This window comes from Pannonibacter phragmitetus DSM 14782 (assembly GCF_000382365.1).
In the GTDB taxonomy this organism is placed as follows: domain Bacteria; phylum Pseudomonadota; class Alphaproteobacteria; order Rhizobiales; family Stappiaceae; genus Pannonibacter; species Pannonibacter phragmitetus.
The window spans coordinates 606,458-630,097 of the sequence record NZ_KB908215.1 but is presented as its reverse complement, the minus strand read 5'-3'; the positions used below and the strand labels follow the sequence as shown (position 1 = coordinate 630,097).

The 23,640-nt window shown below is 62.4% G+C and carries 22 protein-coding genes; 13 read left to right on the top strand and 9 right to left on the bottom strand.

Annotation, left to right across the window (positions count from 1 at the left end; genetic code table 11):
* Positions 1–128 precede the first annotated feature (128 nt).
* The 4 genes from H163_RS0102890 to H163_RS0102875 all read right to left on the bottom strand — a co-directional run bounded on the left by H163_RS0102890 (position 129) and on the right by H163_RS0102875 (position 4,036).
* Positions 129–1,319, bottom strand: coding sequence for a helix-turn-helix transcriptional regulator (locus H163_RS0102890; RefSeq protein ID WP_026355387.1), 1,191 nt, complete (start codon positions 1,317–1,319; stop codon positions 129–131).
* A gap of 29 nt (positions 1,320–1,348) precedes the next feature.
* Complete coding sequence (locus tag H163_RS0102885) at positions 1,349–1,618, bottom strand: exodeoxyribonuclease VII small subunit (protein WP_019963041.1); 270 nt, start codon at positions 1,616–1,618, stop codon at positions 1,349–1,351.
* Positions 1,619–1,708: 90 nt separating this feature from the next.
* Positions 1,709–2,638: a histone deacetylase family protein gene (locus H163_RS0102880; RefSeq protein WP_026355386.1), complete on the bottom strand. Its 930-nt coding sequence runs from the start codon at positions 2,636–2,638 to the stop codon at positions 1,709–1,711.
* A 411-nt stretch (positions 2,639–3,049) separates the two neighbouring features.
* Complete coding sequence (locus H163_RS0102875; protein WP_019963039.1) at positions 3,050–4,036, bottom strand: L-threonylcarbamoyladenylate synthase; 987 nt, start codon at positions 4,034–4,036, stop codon at positions 3,050–3,052.
* Positions 4,037–4,224: 188 nt separating this feature from the next.
* Between H163_RS0102875 and H163_RS0102870 the strand changes: the two genes are divergently transcribed.
* Both H163_RS0102870 and H163_RS0102865 read left to right on the top strand, forming a co-directional pair.
* Positions 4,225–6,015, top strand: coding sequence for an acyl-CoA dehydrogenase family protein (locus H163_RS0102870; protein ID WP_019963038.1), 1,791 nt, complete (start codon positions 4,225–4,227; stop codon positions 6,013–6,015).
* 40 nt (positions 6,016–6,055) lie between these two features.
* On the top strand, positions 6,056–6,802 hold the full coding sequence (locus H163_RS0102865; protein ID WP_019963037.1) for a crotonase/enoyl-CoA hydratase family protein: 747 nt from the start codon (positions 6,056–6,058) through the stop codon (positions 6,800–6,802).
* A 415-nt stretch (positions 6,803–7,217) separates the two neighbouring features.
* Here the strand turns inward: H163_RS0102865 and H163_RS0102860 are convergent, their stop codons facing one another.
* Both H163_RS0102860 and H163_RS0102855 read right to left on the bottom strand, forming a co-directional pair.
* Complete coding sequence (locus H163_RS0102860; RefSeq protein ID WP_019963036.1) at positions 7,218–8,204, bottom strand: J domain-containing protein; 987 nt, start codon at positions 8,202–8,204, stop codon at positions 7,218–7,220.
* 144 nt (positions 8,205–8,348) lie between these two features.
* Positions 8,349–8,807 (bottom strand): RT0821/Lpp0805 family surface protein, encoded by a 459-nt coding sequence (locus H163_RS0102855; protein WP_019963035.1) that lies wholly within the window; start codon positions 8,805–8,807, stop codon positions 8,349–8,351.
* Positions 8,808–8,885: 78 nt separating this feature from the next.
* On the opposite strand from H163_RS0102855, the gene pdxH reads away from it, so the two are divergent.
* Entirely contained in the window at positions 8,886–9,524 is a 639-nt protein-coding gene (pdxH, locus tag H163_RS0102850) for a pyridoxamine 5'-phosphate oxidase (protein ID WP_026355385.1), read from the top strand.
* A 129-nt stretch (positions 9,525–9,653) separates the two neighbouring features.
* On the opposite strand, the gene H163_RS0102845 is transcribed toward pdxH, so the two are convergent.
* Together H163_RS0102845 and H163_RS24265 are read right to left on the bottom strand one after the other, a co-directional pair.
* Positions 9,654–10,628: a magnesium transporter CorA family protein gene (locus tag H163_RS0102845; RefSeq protein ID WP_026355384.1), complete on the bottom strand. Its 975-nt coding sequence runs from the start codon at positions 10,626–10,628 to the stop codon at positions 9,654–9,656.
* Between the two features lie 179 nt (positions 10,629–10,807).
* Positions 10,808–10,957 (bottom strand): hypothetical protein, encoded by a 150-nt coding sequence (locus tag H163_RS24265; RefSeq protein ID WP_019963032.1) that lies wholly within the window; start codon positions 10,955–10,957, stop codon positions 10,808–10,810.
* A gap of 459 nt (positions 10,958–11,416) precedes the next feature.
* On the opposite strand from H163_RS24265, the gene H163_RS0102835 reads away from it, so the two are divergent.
* The gene (locus H163_RS0102835) at positions 11,417–12,148 is read left to right on the top strand and encodes an HAD family hydrolase (RefSeq protein WP_019963031.1); all 732 of its coding nucleotides are present in this window, start codon (positions 11,417–11,419) and stop codon (positions 12,146–12,148) included.
* A gap of 131 nt (positions 12,149–12,279) precedes the next feature.
* On the top strand, positions 12,280–13,260 hold the full coding sequence (locus H163_RS0102830) for a DUF1499 domain-containing protein (RefSeq protein ID WP_147290393.1): 981 nt from the start codon (positions 12,280–12,282) through the stop codon (positions 13,258–13,260).
* Between the two features lie 115 nt (positions 13,261–13,375).
* Here H163_RS0102830 and H163_RS0102825 read toward each other — a convergent pair whose 3' ends face one another.
* Positions 13,376–14,290 carry an MBL fold metallo-hydrolase gene (locus H163_RS0102825; RefSeq protein WP_019963029.1) on the bottom strand — a complete coding sequence of 305 codons (915 nt, stop codon included), beginning with the start codon at positions 14,288–14,290 and terminating at the stop codon, positions 13,376–13,378.
* Positions 14,291–14,600: 310 nt separating this feature from the next.
* Here H163_RS0102825 and H163_RS0102820 point away from each other — a divergent pair, with 310 nt between their 5' ends.
* The 8 genes from H163_RS0102820 to phoU all read left to right on the top strand — a co-directional run bounded on the left by H163_RS0102820 (position 14,601) and on the right by phoU (position 23,617).
* Complete coding sequence (locus H163_RS0102820) at positions 14,601–15,083, top strand: SRPBCC domain-containing protein (RefSeq protein ID WP_019963028.1); 483 nt, start codon at positions 14,601–14,603, stop codon at positions 15,081–15,083.
* Positions 15,084–15,313: 230 nt separating this feature from the next.
* On the top strand, positions 15,314–16,654 hold the full coding sequence (locus tag H163_RS0102815) for an ATP-binding protein (protein ID WP_019963027.1): 1,341 nt from the start codon (positions 15,314–15,316) through the stop codon (positions 16,652–16,654).
* A gap of 134 nt (positions 16,655–16,788) precedes the next feature.
* Positions 16,789–17,802 (top strand): substrate-binding domain-containing protein, encoded by a 1,014-nt coding sequence (locus H163_RS0102810; protein ID WP_019963026.1) that lies wholly within the window; start codon positions 16,789–16,791, stop codon positions 17,800–17,802.
* A 368-nt stretch (positions 17,803–18,170) separates the two neighbouring features.
* The gene (locus tag H163_RS0102805) at positions 18,171–19,193 is read left to right on the top strand and encodes a PstS family phosphate ABC transporter substrate-binding protein (protein ID WP_019963025.1); all 1,023 of its coding nucleotides are present in this window, start codon (positions 18,171–18,173) and stop codon (positions 19,191–19,193) included.
* 70 nt (positions 19,194–19,263) lie between these two features.
* Entirely contained in the window at positions 19,264–20,724 is a 1,461-nt protein-coding gene (gene pstC, locus H163_RS0102800; RefSeq protein ID WP_019963024.1) for a phosphate ABC transporter permease subunit PstC, read from the top strand.
* Entirely contained in the window at positions 20,721–22,055 is a 1,335-nt protein-coding gene (pstA, locus tag H163_RS0102795) for a phosphate ABC transporter permease PstA (RefSeq protein WP_026355382.1), read from the top strand. The genes pstC and pstA overlap by 4 nt, the downstream gene beginning before the upstream one ends.
* A gap of 14 nt (positions 22,056–22,069) precedes the next feature.
* Complete coding sequence (gene pstB, locus H163_RS0102790) at positions 22,070–22,867, top strand: phosphate ABC transporter ATP-binding protein PstB (protein WP_019963022.1); 798 nt, start codon at positions 22,070–22,072, stop codon at positions 22,865–22,867.
* A gap of 39 nt (positions 22,868–22,906) precedes the next feature.
* Complete coding sequence (gene phoU, locus H163_RS0102785) at positions 22,907–23,617, top strand: phosphate signaling complex protein PhoU (protein ID WP_019963021.1); 711 nt, start codon at positions 22,907–22,909, stop codon at positions 23,615–23,617.
* Positions 23,618–23,640 lie beyond the last annotated feature (23 nt).

The window sequence follows — 23,640 nt, the reverse complement described above, 5'->3', positions numbered from 1 at the left end:
GCACAGTGATAACTTGGACCGTGTTTCGGCACGGTCCTTTTTTTGTGGCTATGGTTGACCTTACGTCAATTTACGGCAGGTCAACTGGTTTAGACTGGTTCGGCAGCTTCGGCAGTTTTACTGAGGGGTCAGTAGTATAAGCTTGCCAGCCTGTAGACTGTCTGCGCCAGTTCCAGCTGGGAGCGGGTGCCCGTTTTCTCGTAGATACGGCGCAAATGCGTCTTGGCCGTGTTGCGGGTGACCGACAGTGAGTCCAGCGTATCGGTCAGCGACCCGCTTGCGACCAGAAACTGCACCAGCCGGGCCTCGCTCCGGGACAGCCCGTAAACCGCCTGCAGAGCCGCACTGATCTCGGCAGGAATGCCGCGCGGCAGGTGTATGCGTATCACCAGTTGTGGTGGCCCTTCCTGAACCTCCTGGCCGCTGAGTTTCAGCACGATGCGGCAAGGTGTTCCGCTTTCGGTGATCAGAACAAGTTCCTGCTGATTGTTCGTGTCTGATTGCCGTTTGTCAGGCCGGATCGCGCCAAGCAGAAGCCCCGGAGCCATCTTGTCGGCCATTGGCTCGAAAAGCTCTTCCAGTTCCCGTGACAGAATGTTGAGCCGCCCGTTGCGGACTTCGAGAATCTGGTTCAGCCCGAGTTCTTCCAGAGCTGGCCCCCGGCTCGCGATGATGCGGCGCATCGGGTCCATCAGCATGGACAAGTGGCAGCCCGAGCCTGCCATCAACGCCGCCTGTCCTGCGTCCAGACGCGCCTGCCTGACGCGGGATGCGCATTCAAGGGCGATGTTGAGCCGCTTTGACAGCAGGTCAACGTAGTGGAACTCCTGAACGTCAAAAGAGGGCTGCGATTGGGAGCGGCAGGCGACGAGCAACGCCTTGTATCCGTCCTTTTCGTAGACGCGGGTCATCAGCGCCTTGGTGTAACGCAGGCTGTCCCTTGCAGGCGAGGGCTCCAGCTCGTGCTGCAGCGACGGGCAGATGATCTTGCGCTTGCAATGGTAGGTCAGCAGACCGGCATCATGCAGCATGTAGGCTATGACAGATTTGCCGCTCTCCACCTGACTGCGGGCCAGGTGAATGAGCATCGGCTCGGCGGCAGAACGGTCACAGAAGCGGGCATCGTGACGGCCATCCGGGCCGAACGTCATGAGAAGCAGTTGCGCCTCAAGATGCTGTTCCAGGGCAGCGCACACGGCGCCCCACCCGGCAGGTTCAAGCACCGCCTCAAACACGGCATCGAGCATCTGGTTGAAGGCAGAGGCTGCATCCTCAGGGCCGCCGCCGCCGAAAATTCTCTTGCCTCCGTTTGCATCCATGATCACTCGAGCCTCACATGACGGGCCGTTCAGGCCTCGGGGTCAAGCGGCACGGTCTTTGCGGCGCGGCCGTCAGCGCCAAGCTGGATCTTCTCCACCTTTTCTTCCGCAGCTTTCAGAAGCTGGTCGCAGCGTGCGCGCAGCCTGTCTCCACGCTCGTACATTTCGATGCTCTTTTCCAGCGGCACATTGCCCTGCTCCAGAGCCCGGACAATGCTTTCCAGCTGACTCAGTGCCTCTTCAAAGGACAGGGCGGCCAGAGCCGCAGCTTCGTCGTGGGAAAGCGTTCCGTTCGCCATGGTGTCATCCTCGCCGGTTGGTCAGGCTGGCGACCCTTGCCGGAACGCTGCCGGGCGTCAAGCCTGACAATCCTGTTTTGCCGAAGTTTCCTACCCTGTCATCAGCGTCATGACATGGGCGGCGGTGGAGCGGGCCAGTCCCTCAAGGTCGTAGCCGCCTTCCAGCAGGGAGACCACACGTCCGCCGGCATGCTGGTCCGCCACATCCATCAGCACTCGGGTGATCCAGCCGAAATCGGCTTCCACCAGATTGAGCCCGCCGAGCGGATCGCGGGCATGGGCATCGAAACCGGCGGAAATGATGATCAGTTCCGGCTTGAAGGCCTCCAGCCGCGGCAGGATGCCGGCTTCCACAGCTTCACGGAAGATGGTGCCGTCATCGCCTGCGGACAAAGGCACGTTGACGATCGTATCCGCTTCGCCGCGCTCGCTGGCGGCACCGGAGCCGGGGTAAAGCGGCATCTGGTGGGTGGAGCAATACATGACGGACGGATCGGCCCAGAAAATGTCCTGCGTGCCGTTGCCGTGATGCACGTCGAAATCGACGATGGCGACGCGGCCAATGCCGTGGACGGCCTGCGCGTGGCGCGCGGCAATCGCGGCGTTGTTGAACAGGCAGAAGCCCATGGCCCGCTCATGTTCCGCGTGGTGGCCGGGCGGGCGCGATGCCACGAAGGCATTGCTGACCTTGCGGGTCACCACTTCATCGACCGCCTGACAGGCCGCGCCTGCACCGCGCAGGGCCGCTTCCCAGCTGCCGGGGGAAAGCGTCGTGTCTGCGTCGAGCCGCACCAGCCCTTCTTCCGGCGCCGCCTTGTAGAGCCGGTCCACATGCGCCATGGGATGGGCACGGGCGATGGCCTCCACCGTGCCCATTGCTGCCGTTTCCCGCTCCAGTGCCTGAAACCGCTCGTGCTCCAACACCCTGTCGATGGCCCGCAACCGGTCCGGCCGCTCCGGATGGCCGATGGGCGTCAGGTGATCGAGAAAGCAGGGATGGGAAATCAGAAGGGTGGACAAGGAACTGCGCTCCTCCGCAAGAACAGGGGTGCCAGTGAGCGGCATTTCATCCCGGCCTGTCAATCCGTGAGGTCACGCTTGCGTTGATTGCTGAGGAGAAGGGAACTTGAGGGGGAGGCAGACAAAAGAAAGGACTTGGCCGTGGGGTCAAGTCCTTCTGAAGGTGCGAGCATCGCTATGCTCGGGGGAGGTCCGCTGCATCTCCTGTCCTCAAGACTATTGGTAGCTGATTCTGTGCCGCCTCACGCAGGTGATTACAGTAAAAAATGCCGGACAGGCTGTGCATAAGCCAGCTCATCAACGGCGTTCAGCCGGTTTGATATTGGCGAAATATTCAGGCAGGTAAAATGCTTACGCGGATCAGCCTAGAAAATTTCAGCAGGATGACGTCCTGGTTTGACCGTCGTGCCCTTACCTTGGGGCAGCAGCGCGCCGCAGCCTGTCGTTGATCGCTTCGCCCAGTCCTTCGCCGGGGATCGCCTGCACCGCGATGACAGCGGCACCGCTTGCATCCAGCTGGCGCAGGGCGGAGAAGAGATTGGCGGCTGCTTCCACCAGATCGCCGGTGGGGGAGAGGTTGAGGCAGGCCTGTGCCTGATCTGCACCGGGCAGACCTTCGGGGCCAAACAGCAGCGCGGCTTCACCGGCGGCGATGCTTTTCGCCTCAAGCCGCACGGCGGCGGCGGGGGCGTAATGGGAGGTCAGCATGCCGGGGGCCTGCGGCGCGTGATCATCGGCGGCGGCGCGGATCAGGCGGCAGCCCAGCACCGCTTCGATTTCTTCCGCCGGAACACCGCCGGGACGCAGCAGCGCCGGAGTCTCGCCGGTCAGGCTGACGATGGTGGATTCGATGCCGATGGGGCAGGGGCCTGCGTCGATCACATGGGCAACCTTGTCCCCCAGATCCGCAATCACCGCATCCGCATCTGTTGTTGAAATGCGGCCCGAGAGATTGGCGCTGGGGGCAGCCAGCGGACGGCCGAGCCGGCTGGCCAGCCAGCGCATGACGGGCGCGGCAGGCACGCGCAGCGCGACGCTGTCGAGGCCGGCGGTCGTCAGGCTGGCGATGGGGGATGCTGGATTGCGCGGCACCACCATGGTCAGCGGCCCCGGCCAGAAGGCTGCGGCCAGCGCTTTCGCCCGCTCATCGAACAGGCCGTGGCGCTCCGCTGCTTCGAGGCTCTCCACATGCGAGATGAGCGGATTGAAGCTCGGCCGCCCCTTGGCTTCATAAATGCTGGCACAGGCGCGCCCGTTCGTGGCGTCGGCGGCAAGGCCGTAGACCGTTTCCGTCGGCACGGCCACCAGCTTGCCCCCGGCCAGCGCCTCCACCACCGGCTGAAGCAGGCCGGACATCATCCAGTCGGTGGACTTCAAATCGATGGGCCAGCGCTGCATTCTGGGGCTCCGGAAGCCGGGGCGGCTGCGCTGTGCCAACAGAAAACGGCGCGGCCTGCCTCTGGGTAACGTATTGACGTTTACGTAAACTGCGGTACGTTCGCAGGAGACACATGAGATGCGCGGCTTTTGCGGACTTCAGCGGTCCACGTCAAGCACCAAGCGCGTCCGCATCAGGGAGAAACAGGATGTATCGCGCGCCGCTCGCCGAAATTGCCTTCACGCTCAAGCATGTGGCCGGACTGCCGCAAGTCCGGGACGCCTATGGCGCGGAAGAGCTTGGCGAGGATCTTGTCGAGGCCATTCTGACCGAGGCCGGGCGTTTCGCCGCCGAGGAAATCGCCCCGCTCAACAAGATAGCCGACAGGCAGGGCACCCCCTTCGCCAACGGCACGGTGACGACGCCGGAAGGCTGGCGCGATTGCTATCATCACTGGATCGAGGGCGGCTGGAACGCGCTGGCCGCCACCACGGACTTCGGCGGGCAGGGCCTGCCGGTGATGCTGAACATCGCCGCGCTGGAAATGTGGAACTCCGCCTCCATGGCTTTCGCCCTTGGGCCGACGCTGACCATGGGCGCCGTCGAGGCGCTGGAGAAGCATGCGGCGCCGGAGCTTCAGGAAAAGTACCTCGCCAAGCTCGTTTCCGGCGAGTGGATGGGCACCATGAACCTGACCGAGCCACAGGCAGGCTCCGACCTCAATGCGCTGAAGGCAAGGGCCGAGCGCAACCCGGATGGCAGCTACCGCATCTTCGGGCAGAAGATCTACATCACCTATGGCGAGCACGATCTGACGGACAACATCATCCATCTGGTGCTGGCCCGCCTGCCGGATGCGCCTGCGGGCACGCGGGGTATCTCGCTCTTCCTGGTGCCGAAGTTCTTCGTCAATGACGACGGCTCGCTGGGCGCGCGCAATGATGTGCGCTGCGCCGGTATCGAGCACAAGCTCGGCATCCACGGCTCGCCCACCTGCACCATGATCTATGGGGATGAGGGCGGCGCCACCGGCTGGCTGATCGGCGAAGAGAACCGGGGCCTCGCCTGCATGTTCACCATGATGAACAACGCCCGCCTTGCGGTGGGAGTGCAGGGGCTGGGCGTGTCCGAACGCGCCTTCCAGCAGGCGCTGGCCTATGCGCTGGACCGCCGTCAGGGCCGGGCTCCCGGCGACAAGGGTGAGGGCATGAGCCCCATTGCCCAGCATCCCGACATCAAGCGCACCCTGCTCGCCATGCAGGCGCGCACGCAGGTCGCCCGCGCCATCTGCTACTCCTGCGCCCATGCCATCGACATGGCGCATCTGGCCGCAACGCCGGAAGAGCGGGCGCATTGGGCAAGCCGCGCCGGGCTGCTGACGCCCATCGCCAAGGCGCTGTCCACCGACTTCGGCGTGGAATCGGCCTCGCTCGGCGTTCAGGTTCACGGCGGCATGGGCTTCATCGAGGAGACGGGTGCCGCCCAGCACCTGCGCGATGCCCGCATTGCCCCGATCTATGAGGGCACCAACGGCATTCAGGCGATCGACCTCGTGCAGCGCAAGCTGCCGCTGGAGGGCGGGGCGCATGTGGACGGGTTTATCGCCGAACTGAAGGCGATTGCGGACGCCGCCGCTGCCCATTCGGATGCAGATATCAAGGCCGCTGCCGCCCATCTTCTGCCCGCCCTCGACGGCCTGTCCTCCGCGACAGCCTGGCTGAAGCAGGCGCAGGCCGATGGCCGGGTGGCGGAAGCGCTGGCGGGTGCAACGCCCTATCTGCGGCTGGCCGGTCTGGCGCTGGGCGGCGCGCTGCTGGTCAAGGGCGCGATGGCGGCTGACGGGCAGAACCCTGCCGCTGAGGCCCACCGCCGCCTGCTGGCGCGGCACTTTGCCGAAACGCTGCTGGGCGAGACGGCGGGCCTTGCCCGCGATGTCACCGGGGCGGCAGGCGCAATCCTTGCCTTCGATCCGGCGGCTCTTTCAGCCCGCATCGGCTGATGGCTGACCTTCTGACCATACATGAAGCGGGGAGGGCGGCATGATCCGTCATGAAAGCAGGGATGGCGTGAACCTTGTCAGGTTCGACCGGCCGGACAAGAAGAATGCCATCACCGGCGAAATGTATCTCGCCCTCGTGGACGGGTTGATGGCGGGGGAGGCGGACGTAGGTATCGGCTGCCACCTCATCAGCGGCTCGCCCGGCGCCTTCACCGCAGGCAATGATATTGCCGACTTCATGCGCTACGCCTCGCAGGGCGACCTGTCGGACACGCCGGTGCTGAAGTTCCTGTCCGTCCTTGCCCGGCTGGAAAAGCCGCTGGTTGCGGCGGTGGACGGGCTTGCCATCGGCGTCGGCACCACGCTGCTGTTCCACTGCGACATGGTCTATGCAACGCCCCGCACGGTGCTGCGCACGCCGTTCGTCGATCTGGGTCTGGTGCCGGAAGCCGGCTCCAGCCTGCTGGCGCCGCGCATCATGGGCCACCAGCGGGCCTTTGCGCTTCTGTGCCTTGGTGATCCCTTCACGGCAGAGGCGGCGCGTGAGGCGGGCATCGTCAATCATGTGGTCAGCGAGGCCGATCTTGAAACGGCTGCCTTTGACTGCGCCAGCCGCATTGCCGCCCGTCCGCGTGAAGCCATGGCCCTCTCCCGCCGCCTGCTGCGCGGAGACAGGACGGAAGTGCTGGCGCGGATGGACGAGGAAGCCCTCATCTTCGGCCAGCGTCTCTCCTCACCGGAGGCCGCGGCTGCCTTTGCAGCCTTCATGGGCAAGGGGAAGGGGTGATCTGGGAAGGTGCGGGACTTGCTCTGCCCAGTCAGAGATATGCTGCCTTTCTGCTTGCTCAGGTGTCGCCCCGGCCCTTTGAGCCGGGGCCCACTCGTTTGCAGAGGTGTGCCGTTGTTTGAAAGGGTCAGGCAACGGAAGCTGCTTTTTGTTAGCCTCTACGGCGGCAATTCGATCTCGCCGCTCTGGGAGCGAGTGGTTCCCGGATCTCCGCTTCGCTTCGTCCGGGACGACGGCCTCGAACGCTTGACAGCAGCAACTCCCTGACAGGTCCCGGCACGGAGGCCGGGACGGCGTGGTGTGGGCTGAAAGCCTGCGGGAACCTGACCAGCAGAAGCCTGCAGACCCAAACAAATCAGCCCGCCGGACCACTCCGGCGGGCTGTTTCAGTTCAGATTGCCCAAACAGGCCGGGGTCAGTCGAACTCGGGGCCGCGGGCCGGGTAGGGGGTGACTTCCCGCCAGGCCTTCATCAGCGTTTCAAGCTCTTCATCCGCATGCGGTGGCAGCACGATTTCGAGGCGGACCAGAAGGTCGCCATGGCCGCCGTTTTTTGTCGGCAGGCCCTTGCCCTTGAGCCGCATGGTCTTGCCGCTGCTGGAGCCGGGCGGGATGGTGAGATAGGCCGCGCCGTCGAGCAGCGGCGTGCGCACCTTCGCGCCCAGAACTGCCTCGTAGAGCGCCAGCGGCAGATCGAGATGCAGGTCGTTGCCCCGCACCACGAACAGCTTGTGCGGCTTCAGGCGGATCTCGATCACCGCATCGCCCGCAGGGCCGCCATTGATGCCTGGATGCCCCTGACCGCGCAGGCGGATCTTGTCGCCCTCCACGGTGCCTGCGGGGATCTTCATGTCGATGGTCTTGCCAGTGGGCAGGGTGACGCGGGCCTTGCCGTCGCGTCCCAACTCTTCAACGGTGACGAGCGCGATCATCTCGACCGTCTGGCCTGAGCGGGGGCCTGCGCTGCGGGCACCGCCCGGATCTCCGGCAAAGCCGCGTGCACCAGCACCAGCGCCAGCACCGGGCCCTGCACCTGCACCGCCGCGCCTTGCGCCGAAGCCTCCGAGAATGTCGTTCAGGATGTCGTCAAAGGCGCCACCTGTGAAACCGCTGCCACCGCGTGAACCTGCGCTCTCGCGGAAGCCGTCGAAACCTTCAAAGCCATGAGCCTGAAAGCGCGGCTTGCCGTCGGCGCCGATCTCGCCACGGTCGAACTTCTGGCGCTTCTCCTTGTCGCCCACGATCTCATAGGCCTGGTTGATTTCGGAAAAGCGTGCCTGTGCATTCGGATCACTGGCGTTCTGATCCGGATGGTACTGCTTTGCAAGCTTGCGGAAGGCCCGTTTGATGTCCGCTTCGCTTGCCGTTTTGGTTACGCCAAGAACGGAGTAAGGGTCTTTCATTGTCAGTCCGCTATGTGGTGAAGGCGCCCGGAGCATCCGGACGCCTGATAAGTCTAGTCACGTCTCATATGGGAAGCGACAGGAAATGATGCCAGTACAAGCTTGCACGTAGCTCATGCAACGCGGCAGCGGGAATATCTTCTTTCAAACCCCAAGTGCGGCAAGGCTGATGACGGCAAGGTTCTGGCGCAGATCGCGGCAGGCACTTCCCTCATAGGCTTTTACCCCCTGAAAGGTGTTGGCCGTGGTGCGGAAACTCATGCAGCCGGGCACCTGCGCGCCTTCTCCCGTCACCTTGGTGATGGTGCCGGAGTTGCCGCTCTCGGGGTTGAGCCAGGGAATCTCAACCTCGCCGCCCCCGGCAGGCGCGGTCCCGGCAAGGGCAAGAGCGATGACCTGACGGTCCGTCGGGTCTACGCCTGCATTCGCATCTGCGGGCATGCCGTTGATGGAATTGGTCAGATCCAGCGGCGTGACCATGTCGTTCGTGGCAATGGGCGCGGAGGTCTGCGCACAGCCAGCGGCAAACCAGCCCAGCGACAAAATCACACCAAGCGGAACCAGCCGCTTGGAAAGCGGCCGGGGATATGAAAGGTTACGCATCACAAAAGCCCTTCTTTCCCCGGGTCGGACTTTCCCGCCCGGAGGCAAAGCGCCCATCAGAAGCAGTCGTGAAAGCCGATGACCCATACAGTAAACACTCCCCCGGAAGCGTTAACAAAAGGTGACTTCACGGAAGTAGCGGAACCATTTCAGCTTTTTGCTGAATGGCTTGCGGACGCCACGGAGAAAGAGATCAATGATCCCAACGCCGTAGCGGTGGCAACCGTCGATGACAGCGGATTGCCGAATGTGCGCATGGTGCTGCTGAAGGATTTCGATGAGCGCGGCTTCGTGTTCTATACGAATCTGGAAAGCGCCAAGGGGCGGGAGCTTCTGTCGGCCGGCAAGGCCGCCATGTGCTTCCACTGGAAGTCTCTGCGCCGTCAGGTGCGGGTGCGCGGGCTGGTGACGCAGGTCAGCGCGGAAGAGGCGGACGAGTATTACAAGTCCCGCCCGCGCGGCAGCCGCATCGGCGCCTGGGCCTCGAAACAGTCCCGCCCGCTGGAAAGCCGATTTGCGCTGGAAAAGGAAGTCGCGCGTTTCACGGCCAAATTCGGCATCGGCGACATTCCCCGCCCGGACCACTGGTCAGGCCTGCGTATTGTGCCGGTGGAAATCGAGTTCTGGCACGACCGCCCGTTCCGCCTGCACGACCGGGTGAAGTTCACCCGTGCATCGGAAGCAGACGCCTGGACGAAGGCCCGGCTCTATCCGTGAGAGACTGGAAGCTGGCCTGACCGCGTCATACCGGCTCCCGGTGAGCTTTTCTCATCGGGAGCCGGTATAAGACCTTGCGGCGCATGAGCCATTTCAAGGCGTGATGCGTCAGCATCGAAAGCCTTGGGATCAGAGCAGCTTCTTCCAGCGGAAATAGAGGAAGGTCAGCAGGATGGAGAGAACCATCAGGCCGATCGAATAGGGGTAGCCCCAGGCCCATTCCAGCTCGGGCATCTTCGCAAAGTTCATGCCGTAGATCGAGGCGATCAGCGTCGGCGGCAGGAACACGACGGCCAGAACCGAGAAGATCTTGATGATCTGGTTCTGCTCCAGATTGACGAGGCCGACGGTGGCGTCCAGCAGGAAGCTCAGCTTGGCATCAAGCGCGTCGGCATGCTCCTTGATCGAATTGATGTCCCGGCCCAGCATCTTGCAGGCGGCCACCTGCTCGTCCGTCAGGTTTACGCGCGAGGAGCGTGCCGCAAGGAACAGGAACAGCCGCGTCAGGCTGGCGCAGACATCATGCATGCGCGCGACCTGCAGGCCGATGCGGCCCTGCGTGCGGATGGCCGAGCGGTAGGTCTCCGCCTTGCGGGAGCTCAAGCCCTCCTCGAACACATGCATCGACATGCGGTCAAAGGCATCGGAGGCCTCCTCCATCACATCGGCGCAGCGGTCGCAGATGATGTCCAGCAGCACGAACAGCACGCCGGGGCCGTTGCGCGGGATGGTTCCATCCTGCTGCACGCGCCGGGCGCATGTCTGGATCGACTGGGGTTCGCCATAGCGGACGGTCACTAGGCGGCGGGCACTGAGCACAAAGGTCACGGATGCCGTGCGCGGATCCGGCATCCGCGCAGCCAGAGGCAGAACCGCGGTCATGACGATGGCGCCAGGCTCTTCATAGAGGCGTTCGGAGGTCTCGATAGAGGAGATTTCCTCCCGCGTCGGGATCTCGGCCCCCATGAGCTTTTCCGCCAGCCGCTGTTCCTCGAAAGTCGGATTGAACAGGTCAATCCACACGGCCGATGGCGGGATCTGTGCGCTGCCGGTGACCTCCACCCGGGCCATTGCGGCAGCGGTAGGCGTGTATGCAATGATCATGAAGGAACTCCCGCCCGATGCGCCGGGGTGACGATGCCACGCCGCATACGATTCCACCATGACAGAAAGACGACGGATGGCGGCTGATGTGAAAGCGCGTTCTGCGGGGAGGGGGCGGAAAATGCAAGAGCCGGGCACCCTCCTCAGATGCCCGGCTCAGAAATCAGCGGTCATGCGCGTTACTTGGCGGTTGAGCCGGCCTTGGCGGCCTTGCTCTGCTTGAAGCACATGGCAGCAGCGGTCACGGCCTGAATACCGAGCGGCTTGTAGAGATCCGCAAGGTTCGGGGCAGCGGCGGCTTTCGGGGTCTGCTTTGCAAGGGTCGACATTGTTTCTGGTCCGTTGGGCGTTGAATGGCGCGCTCAGTGATGCCCGATTGCGGCATCTGTGTGGCTTTCGCGCGGGCTTTTTCTTGTCTTTCCCGGAAAAACACAGAGGAAAGACAATGAATGAAACGTAAACTTCGACAGTTTACGTCTGGTAAAGACTTAATCACTCGGCAGGGCGAGTTGAAGGCTAAAGCCGGTCAAATAAAGTGTCGTCTTGTTACAATCCGCTCACGCCTTGAAAAAGGGCAAGCGAGGTTCGCCGTTCTGAAGGCGGCAAAAGGCAAATGGATGGTTGCACCGGGATAAAATCCAAGGAAACCGTCTTCTCCGTTCAGTCGGGTCTTGCATGGGCGGGAAAGTCATGTCTGTCTGCGCAAAAGGGTGGAATCAGCCCGCAACAGAAGTTTGGTCCCGTTTCCGGCCTTTCGTGTCCGGCTCCGGGCATCGGAGACGCAAGGCATGAGCACACGGCCGCAAACCCCGGTCAAGGCAATCCTGTTCGACAAGGACGGCACGCTGATCGACTTCCAGCAGACCTGGTCGCCCGCCTTTGCCCGGCTGCTCGACACGATGGCGGCCGGAAATGCGGTGGTGAAGACCGAATTGGCGCGGATCACAGCCTTCAATCTGGAAGCTGGCCTGTTCGAGCCGCATTCTCCCTTCGTGGCGGGTGCGAATGATGCGGTCATCGGTGAATGGGCGCAGGTGATGGGCATTGCCGACACCACGGCGCTGCTGCGCGAGATCGAAGCGCATCTGAAGGCCTATGGCCTTGAAAGCCTTGCGCCGTTCCCGGCGCTGGAGCCGACGATCCGCACGCTGCATGACGCCGGCTACATCCTCGGCATTGCCACCAACGACACGGAAAGCTCCGCCCGAGCCCAGATGCGCGCATTGGGCATCGAGCAGTGCTTTGCCCAGATCTACGGCTATGACAGCGGCTTCGGGGCAAAGCCTGCACCCGGCATGGTCATGGCCTTCCAGGAGCAGAACGGCCTGCACCCGCACGAGGTCGCCATGGTGGGGGACAGCCTGCATGACATGCATGCGGGCCGTCAGGCGGGTGCCGTTGCGGTGGCCGTCGCCACGGGCACCATCGGTGCAGATGTTCTGGCGCCGCATGCAGATCATGTTCTCACCGGTCTTGATGATCTTCTGGACTGGCTTGATGCGATGATGCCGGTGCACTGAATGCATCCCGGTCCGGGAGCTGCGTTTCTTCTCTTGCTTTTGCCGGTGACAGACGGCACCCAGATAGGGATGCTGCCGTCCGGCGGCCATTCCGGCAACGGGCCCAGTCGGGCCGGGCAGGGGAGCAGGTGGTGAGAAAGCGGTATCCCGTTCCGCGATCCGGGCTTGGACGCACCTCGCGCTTCATGGCGGCGATGGGCGTTCCGACCCTGCTTGCCGCCGCCGTGGCCTATCGAAGCGGGATCATTGCAGCCAACCAGCTTGAACTCAGCCTGCTGCTCGGCGCCGCGCTCGGGCTTTCCGGTCTTTGTCTGGCCATTGCGGCCATCGTGCTGTGGTGGCAGCGTGGCGGGACCGGCGTCGGCGATGCCGTGCGCGCGGTGTTTTACGGCCTTGTTCTGCTGGTGCCGCTGACGCTTCTGGCTGCCGGCTGGAACATGTTTCCCCAGCTCAATGATATCAGCACGGACCCGTCCGATCCGCCTCCGGCAGTTGAGGCGCTTTCCGCCCGTGATGCTCTCGCGCCGCCGCGCTTCGATGCAACCCTGCAGACGCTGGCCTATCCGGAAATCGTCTCGCGCCGTTTCCGGCTGGAGCCGGTTGATCTGCATGCGGCGGTGCGCAAGGTGATGGAAAAGAACGGCTGGGAGATTGTCACCGAACTGCCGCCCGACATGCGCGATTCTCCCAGCCTGCTGCAGGCGATCGCCCGGGTGCCGTTCATCGGCCTTCCGGCCGGCATTTCCGTGCGTGTGGAGCCGGACGTGACCGGCTCCATCCTCGATGTGCGGGCCAGTTCGCGTTTCGCCGCGCATGATCTGGGGTTCAATGCCCAGCAGATCCGTGGGTTCTACCGGGATCTCGATGCGGCCTTGACCGAAGCCTATGGCAACATCGGCCGCCTCAACGTCACTGAAGAGGAAGCGGAGGAGGCCCGTGCTCAGGCCGAAGAACTGCCGCTCCTCACCGAACAGCCGCAGGAAGATGCTGGCCGTCCGGTTCCCTTGCCCGGCTTCAAGCCCTATCAGGCGCCGGAGCCTGCCGCCGCCGAGCCGGAGTTTGACGAGATTTATCAAGGGGATGGCACGCAGGGTAATACGGCCCCTCAATGAGTTTGGTACCTGTTGAGCAGGGGGCAACCCGGTGCGGCGTGTGAGCAACGTCAGGGCCTGATGCGCCAGCATCCGGGAGCCTTGATATCAGGCGTGAGATTTCAGGCGCGAGGTTTCAGGGCGCCGCCCTGTAGAGCCCTTCGAGCCGCGCCTCTCCATCGCACTGCACCGCCCCTGTCTCCACCAGCCGCTCCAGCTGTGCGAAGACGGAAAGAGCTGCGGCGCCCTTCAGGCGCGGGTCCAGACCGGTGTAAACGGCCTCGACGATCTGCGGAATGTCCGACTGGCCAAGACGATGCAGCACGCCGAGGATGGCTGCCTCGCGCTGCATCCGGTGTGCCTTCAGGGCGGCCATGTAGTCCTGCGCCCCCTGCAGCAGGCCGCCGTGACCGGGCAGATAGAGGCTTTCGCTGCGCTCCATCATCCTGTCGAGGGACTGAAGATAGGCCTGCATCGATCCGTCCGGGGGAGCGACGATGGAGGTGGACCATGCCATGACATGATCGGCGGAGAATATCACCCCGTCATCCGGCAGGGCGAAGGCGAGGTGATTGGCCGTGTGGCCAGGTGTTTCCACCGCCTCGAACAGGCGCCCGCCGGCGGTGAAGCGCTCTGCATCCGCCAGCTGCCGGTCCGGCCGGTAGTCCATGTCGGCGCTGGCATCCAGCGGATTGACCTCGTTGCCATGCAGGGCACGTGCAGCCCGGTGGGGCGCGCAGCCGAGTACCGGAGCACCGGTGAGCGCGGCAAGCCGTGCAGCGGCGGGGGAGTGATCCTTGTGAGTGTGGCTGACGAGAATGGCGGTGACGCTCTGGCCGCGGGTTGCGGCCAGAATGGCCTGCAGATGCGCTTCATCCTCCGGGCCCGGGTCCAGCACGGCCACCTCGCCCTCGCCGATCAGATAGGTGTTGGTGCCATGAAACGTGAAAGGGCCGGGATTGTTCACCGTCAGCCGCCGGATGCCGGGGGCCACCTCCACCGGCTCGCCATGGCGCGGATCGAAGGAAAGATCGTGCTGCAGTTTCGTCATCACCGGTATCTTTGGAGCGGGAAAGCCCTTGCGGCGCCTGAGCAATTTCAAGGCGCGATGCGTCAGCATCTCATAGCCTTGCTATCGCCTGTTCCGGCCCATCTGTTCAGCGCGGGACAAGTCAAGTCAAGCAATTGTCAGCTCCGGCACACAACCGTTTCCCGTTTTGATTGACCGGTCGCATTGGCGCCACTGGCATGAAGCGGTAATGTGGACGGGTTAGAAAGCGATGGGCGGCGCTGTCTTTCCCCGAAGGAGAGGTGTGCGCGGCCGCTCACACGACCAGCCAGATGAGGACAGGCAAGGCCCCATGCCCGAACATGCTCTTTCCCTGGAAGCCGTTCTTCCCCTCAAGCGCGAAGCGGCCTTTGCCCTGACTGTGGACAGGATTGCCTCCTGGTGGCCAAGGCACGACCCCTTCTTCGGCCAGTCCGCTCAGGACGTCATCATTGATCCGCATCTGGGCGGGGCCTGCTCGCGGGTGGGTGAGGATGGCCGCCGCGTCATCTGGGGCACGGTCCTGTCCATTGAAGCGCCGCTCTATCTGCGGCTTGCCTGGCAAATCGGCCCGGACGGGAAGCCTGTTGCCGATCCTTCGGCAGCGAGCCGGGTGGTGCTGTCCTTCCGCGATGCCGGAGAGACGACGCGCCTCGAAGTCGCTCACGGGGATTTCATCCGCCACGGCGCGGCAGGCGAGGATTACCGGGCGTTCATGGCCTCCGGAGCTGGTTGGCCGCGTTTGCTGGAAGCCCTGACGAAGGCAGCCTCGTCACGCTACATCACCTCCGGCTGAGTTCTGCCTGTCCGGCCGTTGCAGCCTGGCCCCGAGAGGCTTGCGCGCGTGTCATTTCGCAGAGCGGCAGAACCTGGGAAATGCCGTTAAAATGACACGGGACATTCATCTGGGCGTTGGTTCGATACGCTAATCTGGTTTTTGTCGTGTGAGTGACATAGAGCCGGGTTATTTCACCGGCTCATGATATTCCCTTGAGGCGGCGGGGCGGAAGCAGGCACAGGTTCGCGATGACCGATACACAGACTGAAGACGAAAAGCTGCCTCCGCGCGAGCTGCAGGCAAGGCCGTCGCAACGCCTGAAGGATGCGCGCTGGGTTCTGTTCACGGCAGGTGCCGTTCTGATTCTGCTTTGGGCCGTCTTCCGCATTCCGCTTGTTGCCGTGCTGTGCGGGTTCTTCGCCATATTCCTGGCTGCAGCCCTTGGCCCCCGCCGCAGCGATTCCGTGCGGGCCCTGCAGCTTGAGAACAAGCGCGATCTTCGCCGCATGTGGCCCGGAACCGGCATCAAGGTGACGGCCGACGCGCTGCCCATGCCCTGTTTCATTGCCGACGGGCGTGGCATCACCCGCTATGTGAACACGCTGGCCCGGGATCAATATCCGGCTGTCCGTCCGGGAGACCCGATCTCCTTCGGCCTGCGCACGCCATCCCTGCTGGAAGCCTTCGACCGCGCCCGCTCGCAAGGCACGGTGGAGCGGATCGAATGGGCGGAAAAAGTGCCGACCGAATCCTGGTTCGAAGCCAGTATCGCGCCGATCTACCTGCCCTCGCTGAAGCCGGGGCAGCCTGAGCCTGCCACGCCCGATTTTCTGCTGGTGGCCCTGCGGGACCTGACCGAGCAGCGCCGGCTGGAGCGCATGCGCACCGATTTCGTCGCCAACGCCAGCCATGAGCTGCGCACACCTCTGGCGTCGCTCACGGGCTTCATCGAAACCCTGCAAGGGCCAGCCAAGGACGATGCGCGGGCACGGGAGCGGTTCCTTGGCATCATGCTGGAACAGGCGAACAGGATGCGCCGACTGATCGATGACATCCTGTCCCTGTCCCGCATCGAGCTGAAAGCCCATGTGCGTCCGGACAAGCTGGTGGATCTGCGCGAGGCTGTACACCACACCAATGACGCCCTGTCTCCGCTGGCCCGTGAACTTGGCATGGAGGTGCACGTGGAAGTGCCCGAGCAGGAGGCGGTCGTCCGCGGTGACCGCGATGAGCTGATCCAGGTGACCGAGAACCTCGTGGAAAATGCGTTGAAATACGGGAGCACTGGCAAGCGTGTGGATGTCTCGGTCCGCCCGCAGGCAAGCGGGCAGGGCTGGGTGCTGACCGTACGGGACTATGGCGAGGGCATTTCGTCTGAACACCTGCCGCGGCTGACGGAACGCTTCTACCGCGTCGATGTTGCCTCCAGCCGCGCCATGAAGGGCACGGGGCTCGGGCTCGCCATTGTCAAGCACATCCTGACCCGGCACAGGGCCCGGCTGGATATCGAAAGCCAGCCGGGGCAGGGGGCCGCATTCTCGATCACCTTCCCCGCTGACGGGCAAACGGGAGTGGCAACTGCACGTTGACGCCTTTATATCTGCAGGACGTCACATAACTCTCACATCGTCTCATTAGGACATGTGCTATAGGCAGTCCTGCCGAGTGGCCATCACACGAACAAGGTCACGCCAGACAGAGCCGCACGCCGGAGATCTTCAGCATGACAAGAGTTGGTCTTGGAGTTGCACTGCTTCTGACGGTCTTCCTGGGCGCAGGCGAGCTGGCGCTGGCGCGTGACAAGGTACAGATTGTCGGGTCTTCTACTGTCTATCCCTTCGCTGCCGCGGTTGCTGAACAGGTTTCCCTGAAAAACGGCGGAAAGTTCCCGGTCATTGAGTCCACTGGCACCGGAGGCGGTATCAAGCTGTTCTGTGCTGGATCCGGAGATGCCACACCTGATGTGACAAATGCGTCCAGACCGATGAAACCGGCCGAACTGGAGGAATGCCGCGCAAATGGCGTGACACCGGTTGAAATCCGCTTCGGCTTCGATGGCATCGTGCTAGCGGGTGCAGCCAGCGGCGCTGACATGAATCTTTCCCTGGATCAGGTCTTTCTGGGTCTGGCCCGCAAGGTTCCGGTTGAAGGTAAACTGCAGGATAACCCCTTTCAATCCTGGCGTCAGATCGGCAGCACGCTACCGGACAAGCGTATTGAGATCCTCGGCCCGCCGCCGACTTCCGGCACCCGTGATACATTTGTCGAAATTGCCATGGAGCAAGGCTGCGCCGCACTTGCGGACGCAGGCAGCCTTGGCCTGAAGGGGGCCGCCTGTCATGAGTTGCGGCAGGACGGATCGTTTCTGGAGACGGGCGAGAACGATGACCTCGTCGTGACAATGCTCGAGCAGAACCCCAAGGCGCTCGGCATCTTCGGCTACTCGTTCCTCGAACGGAACCGTGGCGACCTGAAACCTGTCAGCATCTCAGGAGTAGAGCCGTCTGCAGGAAATATTGCGGCTGGAACCTATCCTCTGTCCCGGCCGCTCTATTTCTACGTCAAGAAGGAGCATCTGGGAAAGGTTCCGGGGCTTGAGGAATATCTCCTTGAGTTTGCATCTGAAAAAGCTCTGGGGCCCGACGGATATCTGGCTATGATCGGCCTCATTCCGCTGCCGAAGCACCAGCGGCTTGAGAACGAGAAGCTGGCCGGGGAGCTTGCGGCCGCCCATTGATGCTGCCTTGCCGGGAGTGCCTGGCGCAACACTGCAGTTCTCCGCTGCAGCGAGTGGCCCCGGAAGGGCTCTTGCCATACAGCCGGCAAAGAAAATGACCCAGACCTGCAGGGCTGGCGCCAGCCCGGGCGCAGCCTTGTGACCGCGCGTGTCACAAAACTGCGGTCTTTCGAGTAGGGGTTTGGAAATTATCATTATTTTACAACGGCTTAAATTGTCACAAAAGTGATATGGAACTGACATAGAAGTCTCATCTGTGGCCGTTAGGTTCCGCTCGTCGCCAGGGCCTCAGGGGAGGCTGGGTGGCGCGCCCAAAAACCTTGACATTCAAAGGGAGTGGTCAAGTGAAGTTCAAAACCCTCGTAAGCATGGTTGCCCTCGCGGCTGCCGCCACCGCCGTCGCCGGCGCCGCTCAGGCTCGTGACCAGATCCAGATCGCCGGCTCGTCGACGGTTCTGCCCTATGCTTCCATCGTTGCTGAAGCTTTCGGCGAAAACACCGACTTCCCGACCCCGGTCGTGGAATCCGGCGGTTCGGGCGCTGGCCGCAAGAAGCTCTGCGAAGGCGTTGGTGTGAACACCATCGACATCGCGAACTCCTCCAGCCGCATCACGCAGTCGGACATCGATACCTGCAACGGCAACGGTGTTACCGAGCTCATGGAAGTGCGCATCGGTTACGATGGCATCGTGTTTGCTTCCGACATCAACGGAAACAAGTTCGAGTTCACCCCGGCTGACTGGCACTCCGCTCTGGCCGCCCAGATCGTGAAGGACGGCAAGCTCGTTGCCAACCCGAACAAGAAGTGGAGCGATGTGCGCGCTGACCTGCCGGAGCAGGACATCCTTGCCTTCATTCCGGGCACCAAGCATGGCACCCGCGAAGTGTTCGACGAGAAGGTTCTGCATGCTGGCTGCAAGGCCAATGGCATCGAAGAAGCTCTGAAGGCTGCCAACGGTGGTGACGCCAAGGCTGCTGCCAAGGCTTGCATGGCGCTGCGCACCGATGGCGTGTCCATCGACATCGACGGCGACTACACCGAGACCCTGGCTCGCGTTGCTGCCAACCCGCATGGTATCGGCGTGTTCGGTCTGTCCTTCTACCAGAACAACACCGACAAGCTCCAGGTTGCGACCATGGGCGGTGTTGTTCCGTCGGTCGAGAGCATTGCCAAGGGTGAGTATCCGGTTTCCCGTCCGCTGTACTTCTACGTCAAGAAGGCACACATCGGCGTGATCCCGGGCCTGAAGGAATACGTCGAGTTCTTCGTCTCCGACGATATCGCAGGCCCGAATGGCCCGCTCGCTCAGTACGGCCTCGTTTCCGATCCGGAACTGGCTGCGACCCAGAAGGCCGTTGCTGACGAAGTCGTGATGGGTCCGCTCAAGTAAGCGGTTCGAGCCTATGGAAGACCAGGGTGGCGCGATAGCGCCACCCTTTGCTCTGTGGATTGGATAGCTCATGAGCCTCGGTGCCCTTCTCCTTATAATTGTTGCTCTTGCCTTTGTTGGGGCGATCGCTGGCAGAAGCCGGGCGGTGGCTCTTGCTGGCGGAGATAGACGGAAACTGCATTCGCTGCCGGGCCACTATGCTACGGTTGTGTTTCTGTTCACGGCCGTTCCTGCGCTCGTGCTGATGGCTGCCTGGCTGTTTTTGTCGCCGGTGATTATTGAAGGAGCGGCGTCCCGGAGCCTTCCGGAAGCGTCATCCGAAAGCTCGACTGCCATGACGCTTGTGATGACCGACGTCCGCCGCATTGCCGGCGGGCTGCAGGTTCTCGCCAGCCGTGGCGATCTGTCTGACGAAAGCATCGCGGAAATGCGCGGTGACCTCAGCCTCATTCGCGGCCGGATGGCGGAAGCGGGTGTTGCCTTGGGGGCCGATGTGCGCAGCGAAGTCTTTGAGGCTGCCAAGTCATACCGGGCGATGACCAATTCCTCCCGGCTCATGATGGCCATTGCGGTGATTGCAGTTGCTGCCGCAGGGTTTGTATGGTCGTTTTTCCGGATTAATCCGGCTTTCCGCGCCAGAAATGTCTCCGAGCAGTTCACGCGTTCAATGCTTCTTGCTGCATCGCTCGTCGCCGTGCTGACGACTTTCGGCATTGTGTCGTCCTTGCTGTTTGAGACCTATAATTTCTTCAACATGTACCCTGCGACCGAGTTCTTCTTCGGTACAGTCTGGAATCCGCAGTTCCGCGGCGGCTCCGAACTGGGCATTCTGCCGCTGCTCTGGGGTACCTTGTATGTCTCGGCTGTAGCCCTCCTGTTTGCCGTGCCGGTTGGCCTTTATGCGGCAATCTACATGTCGGAATATGCGTCCAAGCCGGTGAGAAGCGTCGCCAAGCCGCTGCTTGAGCTGCTTGCGGGTATCCCGACCATCGTCTACGGCCTTTTCGCCCTGATCACGGTTGGCCCTTTCCTGCGCGACTACTTTGCACAGCCCATGGGCCTTGGCAATTCATCGTCTTCGGTGCTGACTGCCGGTCTCGTGATGGGCATCATGCTCATCCCCTTCGTGTCATCTCTTTCGGATGACATCATCAATGCGGTACCCCAGTCTCTGCGTGACGGCGCCTATGGCCTTGGGGCCACCAGATCCGAGGCGATCCGGCAAGTTGTCTTTCCTGCCGCCTTGCCGGGCATTGTCGGCGCCATCCTTCTGGCAGCAAGCCGCGCCATTGGCGAGACCATGATTGTGGTGATGGGCGCCGGGGCTGCAGCCAAGCTGGGGCTCAACCCCTTTGAGGCCATGACCACCGTCACTGTGAAGATCGTCAGTCAGCTGACAGGTGACACGGAGTTTGCCTCACCGGAGACACTGGTTGCCTTCGCGCTTGGCATGACGCTCTTTGTCTTTACTCTGGGACTGAATGTCGCCGCTCTTTACATCGTCCGTAAATACCGGGAGCAATATGAATGACCAGCGTCGATACTGTTCCATTCAAGTCTATCTATAACCCGGATGCACGGACAAAGCGGAGAAACGCGGCAGAGCGCCGGTTCCGCTTCTATGGAATGACAGCCATTTGCATTGGCTTGTTGTCCCTCGTCATCCTCTTGTCTTCTGTCCTTTCAACTGGCCTTGCTGCATTCAATCAGGCCTTTGTTGAGTTCGATGTGCAGCTGACGGAATCCGCCCTCGACAAGTCGGGCCAGCGGGATCTTGAGGAGATGAAGAAGGTCAGCACGGTCGGCTACGGGAATGTCATCCAGAAGGGGCTTCTGGAGGCTCTGAACCGTGCGGGCGTTGAGACCGGCGGTTTGTCCGGCAAGGAGATTTTTGATCTCGTCTCCAAGGAAGCACCGGCGACACTGCGCAACATGGTGCTGGCGGATCCGAGCCTTGTTGGCCAGACAATCAAGTTCAAGACCTACGCCAATGGCCGTGTCGATGGCTACTTCAAGGGCCGCGTCACGATGGACAGCGCGAAGCTGGATAGCAATATCTCGCCTGAGCAGCTGGAACTCGCCGACAGAATGCGCGCAGCCGGCATGATGTATGAAGGCTTCAACTGGGGCTTCTTCTTCGGGCCGGATGCCTCCGACTTGCGTCCTGAAGCGGCAGGTCTGGGTATCGCCTTCCTCGGCTCCATGTACATGATGATGATCGTTCTTGTCCTGGCAGTTCCGATTGGCGTGGCAGCGTCCATCTACCTTGAGGAATTTGCCCCCAGGAACTGGTTCACTGACCTGATTGAAGTCAACATCTCGAACCTGGCAGCCGTTCCTTCAATCGTGTTCGGTATCCTTGGCCTTGCGGTTTTCATCAATTTTGCCGGTCTTCCTCAGTCGGCCTCGCTGGTTGGCGGTCTTGTCCTGACGCTGATGACGATCCCGACGATCATCATTGCCACCCGTGCTGCGCTGCGTGCTGTGCCGCCGAGCATCCGGGATGCGGCGCTGGGGGTCGGCGCGTCGAAGATGCAGTCGATCTTCCATCACGTGCTGCCGCTTGCCGCGCCCGGCATCCTGACTGGAACGATCATTGGCTTGGCTCAGGCCCTTGGTGAAACCGCGCCCCTGCTGCTGATCGGCATGGTTTCATTTGTTCGCAGTTTCCCGTCTGCTCCGCCGGAAGGCTTCTTCGAGCCGGCAGCTGCCCTGCCCGTTCAGGTCTTCAACTGGACACAGCGCGGTGACCCGGCTTTCGTCGAGCGCGCATCCGGAGCCATTATCGTGCTGCTGGTGTTCCTGATCGTAATGAACCTGGTTGCCATCATCCTGCGCCGCCGCTTCGAGCGCCGCTGGTAAGAAAGGGATTACCGATGAATGTCAGCGCAAAAGTGGAGAACGGCGTGACCCACGCAGAACCCAAGATCGTCGCCCGCAAGGTTCAGGTCTATTACGGCGACAAGCACGCCATCAAGGACGTGGACATCAAGATTCAGCCCCGTTCCGTGACCGCCTTCATCGGTCCGTCGGGCTGCGGCAAGTCCACCTTCCTGCGCACCCTCAACCGGATGAACGACACCATCGACATCTGCCGCGTCGAGGGTGACATCCTGATTGACGGCGAGAACATCTACGACCCGAAGGTTGATCCGGTGCAGCTGCGCGCCAAGGTCGGCATGGTGTTCCAGAAGCCGAACCCGTTCCCGAAGTCGATCTACGAGAACGTGGCCTATGGCCCGCGTATCCATGGCCTGACCCGCAACAAGGCAGAAATGGATGAAGTGGTCTCTGCCTCGCTGCAGAAGGCCGGTCTGTGGAACGAAGTGAAGGACCGTCTTGATGGTCCCGGCACGGGCCTGTCCGGTGGGCAACAGCAGCGTCTCTGTATCGCCCGCGCCATCGCCGTCAGCCCGGAAGTGATCCTCATGGACGAACCGTGCTCGGCCCTTGATCCGATCGCGACCGCCAAGGTCGAGGAACTGATCGACGAACTGCGCACCAACTTCACGATCGTGATCGTGACGCACTCGATGCAGCAGGCTGCCCGCGTGTCCCAGCGCACTGCCTTCTTCCATCTAGGCAATCTGGTTGAGGAAGGCGCGACGCAGGACATCTTCACCAATCCGCAGGACAAGCGCACGCAGGATTACATCACCGGCCGTTTCGGCTGATACTGGATCTTGCGCTCGAGAATTTGAGAGGAACACGACATGTCCGAGCATACCGTAAGCTCGTATGACGAGGAACTGCGCGCCCTGGCTGGCAGGGTCGCCGAGATGGGCGGTCTGGCGGAGAAGCTGGTGAATGATGCTGTCAGCGCTCTGCTGACGCATGATCTGGCCAAGGCGCAGGCCACGGTTCAGGCCGATGCCAAGCTGGACGAGATGCAGCAGGAAATCGAGGCGAAGTTCATCCGCATCGTCGCCCTGCGCCAGCCGATGGGCCAGGATCTGCGCGAGATCATGGCTGCCGGCCGTATTGCCAACGACCTTGAGCGCGTCGGCGATCTTGCCAAGAACATCGCCAAGCGAGTGATCGCCATCGACGGCATTTTCAATTCCAAGAAGGCCGCTTTCGGCGTCGAGCACATGTCCGACCTGGCGCTGAACCAGCTCAAGTCGGTGCTGGACGCCTATACGGGCCGCGATGCGGAAGCCGCCAAGGCCGTGCGCGAGCGCGATGACGAAGTGGACGCCATCTACACCTCGCTGTTCCGCGAGCTGCTGACCTACATGATGGAAGACCCGCGCAAGATCACCCAGTGTGCCCACCTGCTGTTCTGCGCCAAGAACATCGAGCGCATTGGTGACCATGCCACCAACATCGCCGAGAACGTCTACTTCATGGTGACCGGTGACCAGTTGCTGGAAGCCCGCCGGAAGATCGACGAGATGGGCATTGCCGAGAACGAAGGCGCCTGATCTGCCTGCCTGCAAGTGACGTC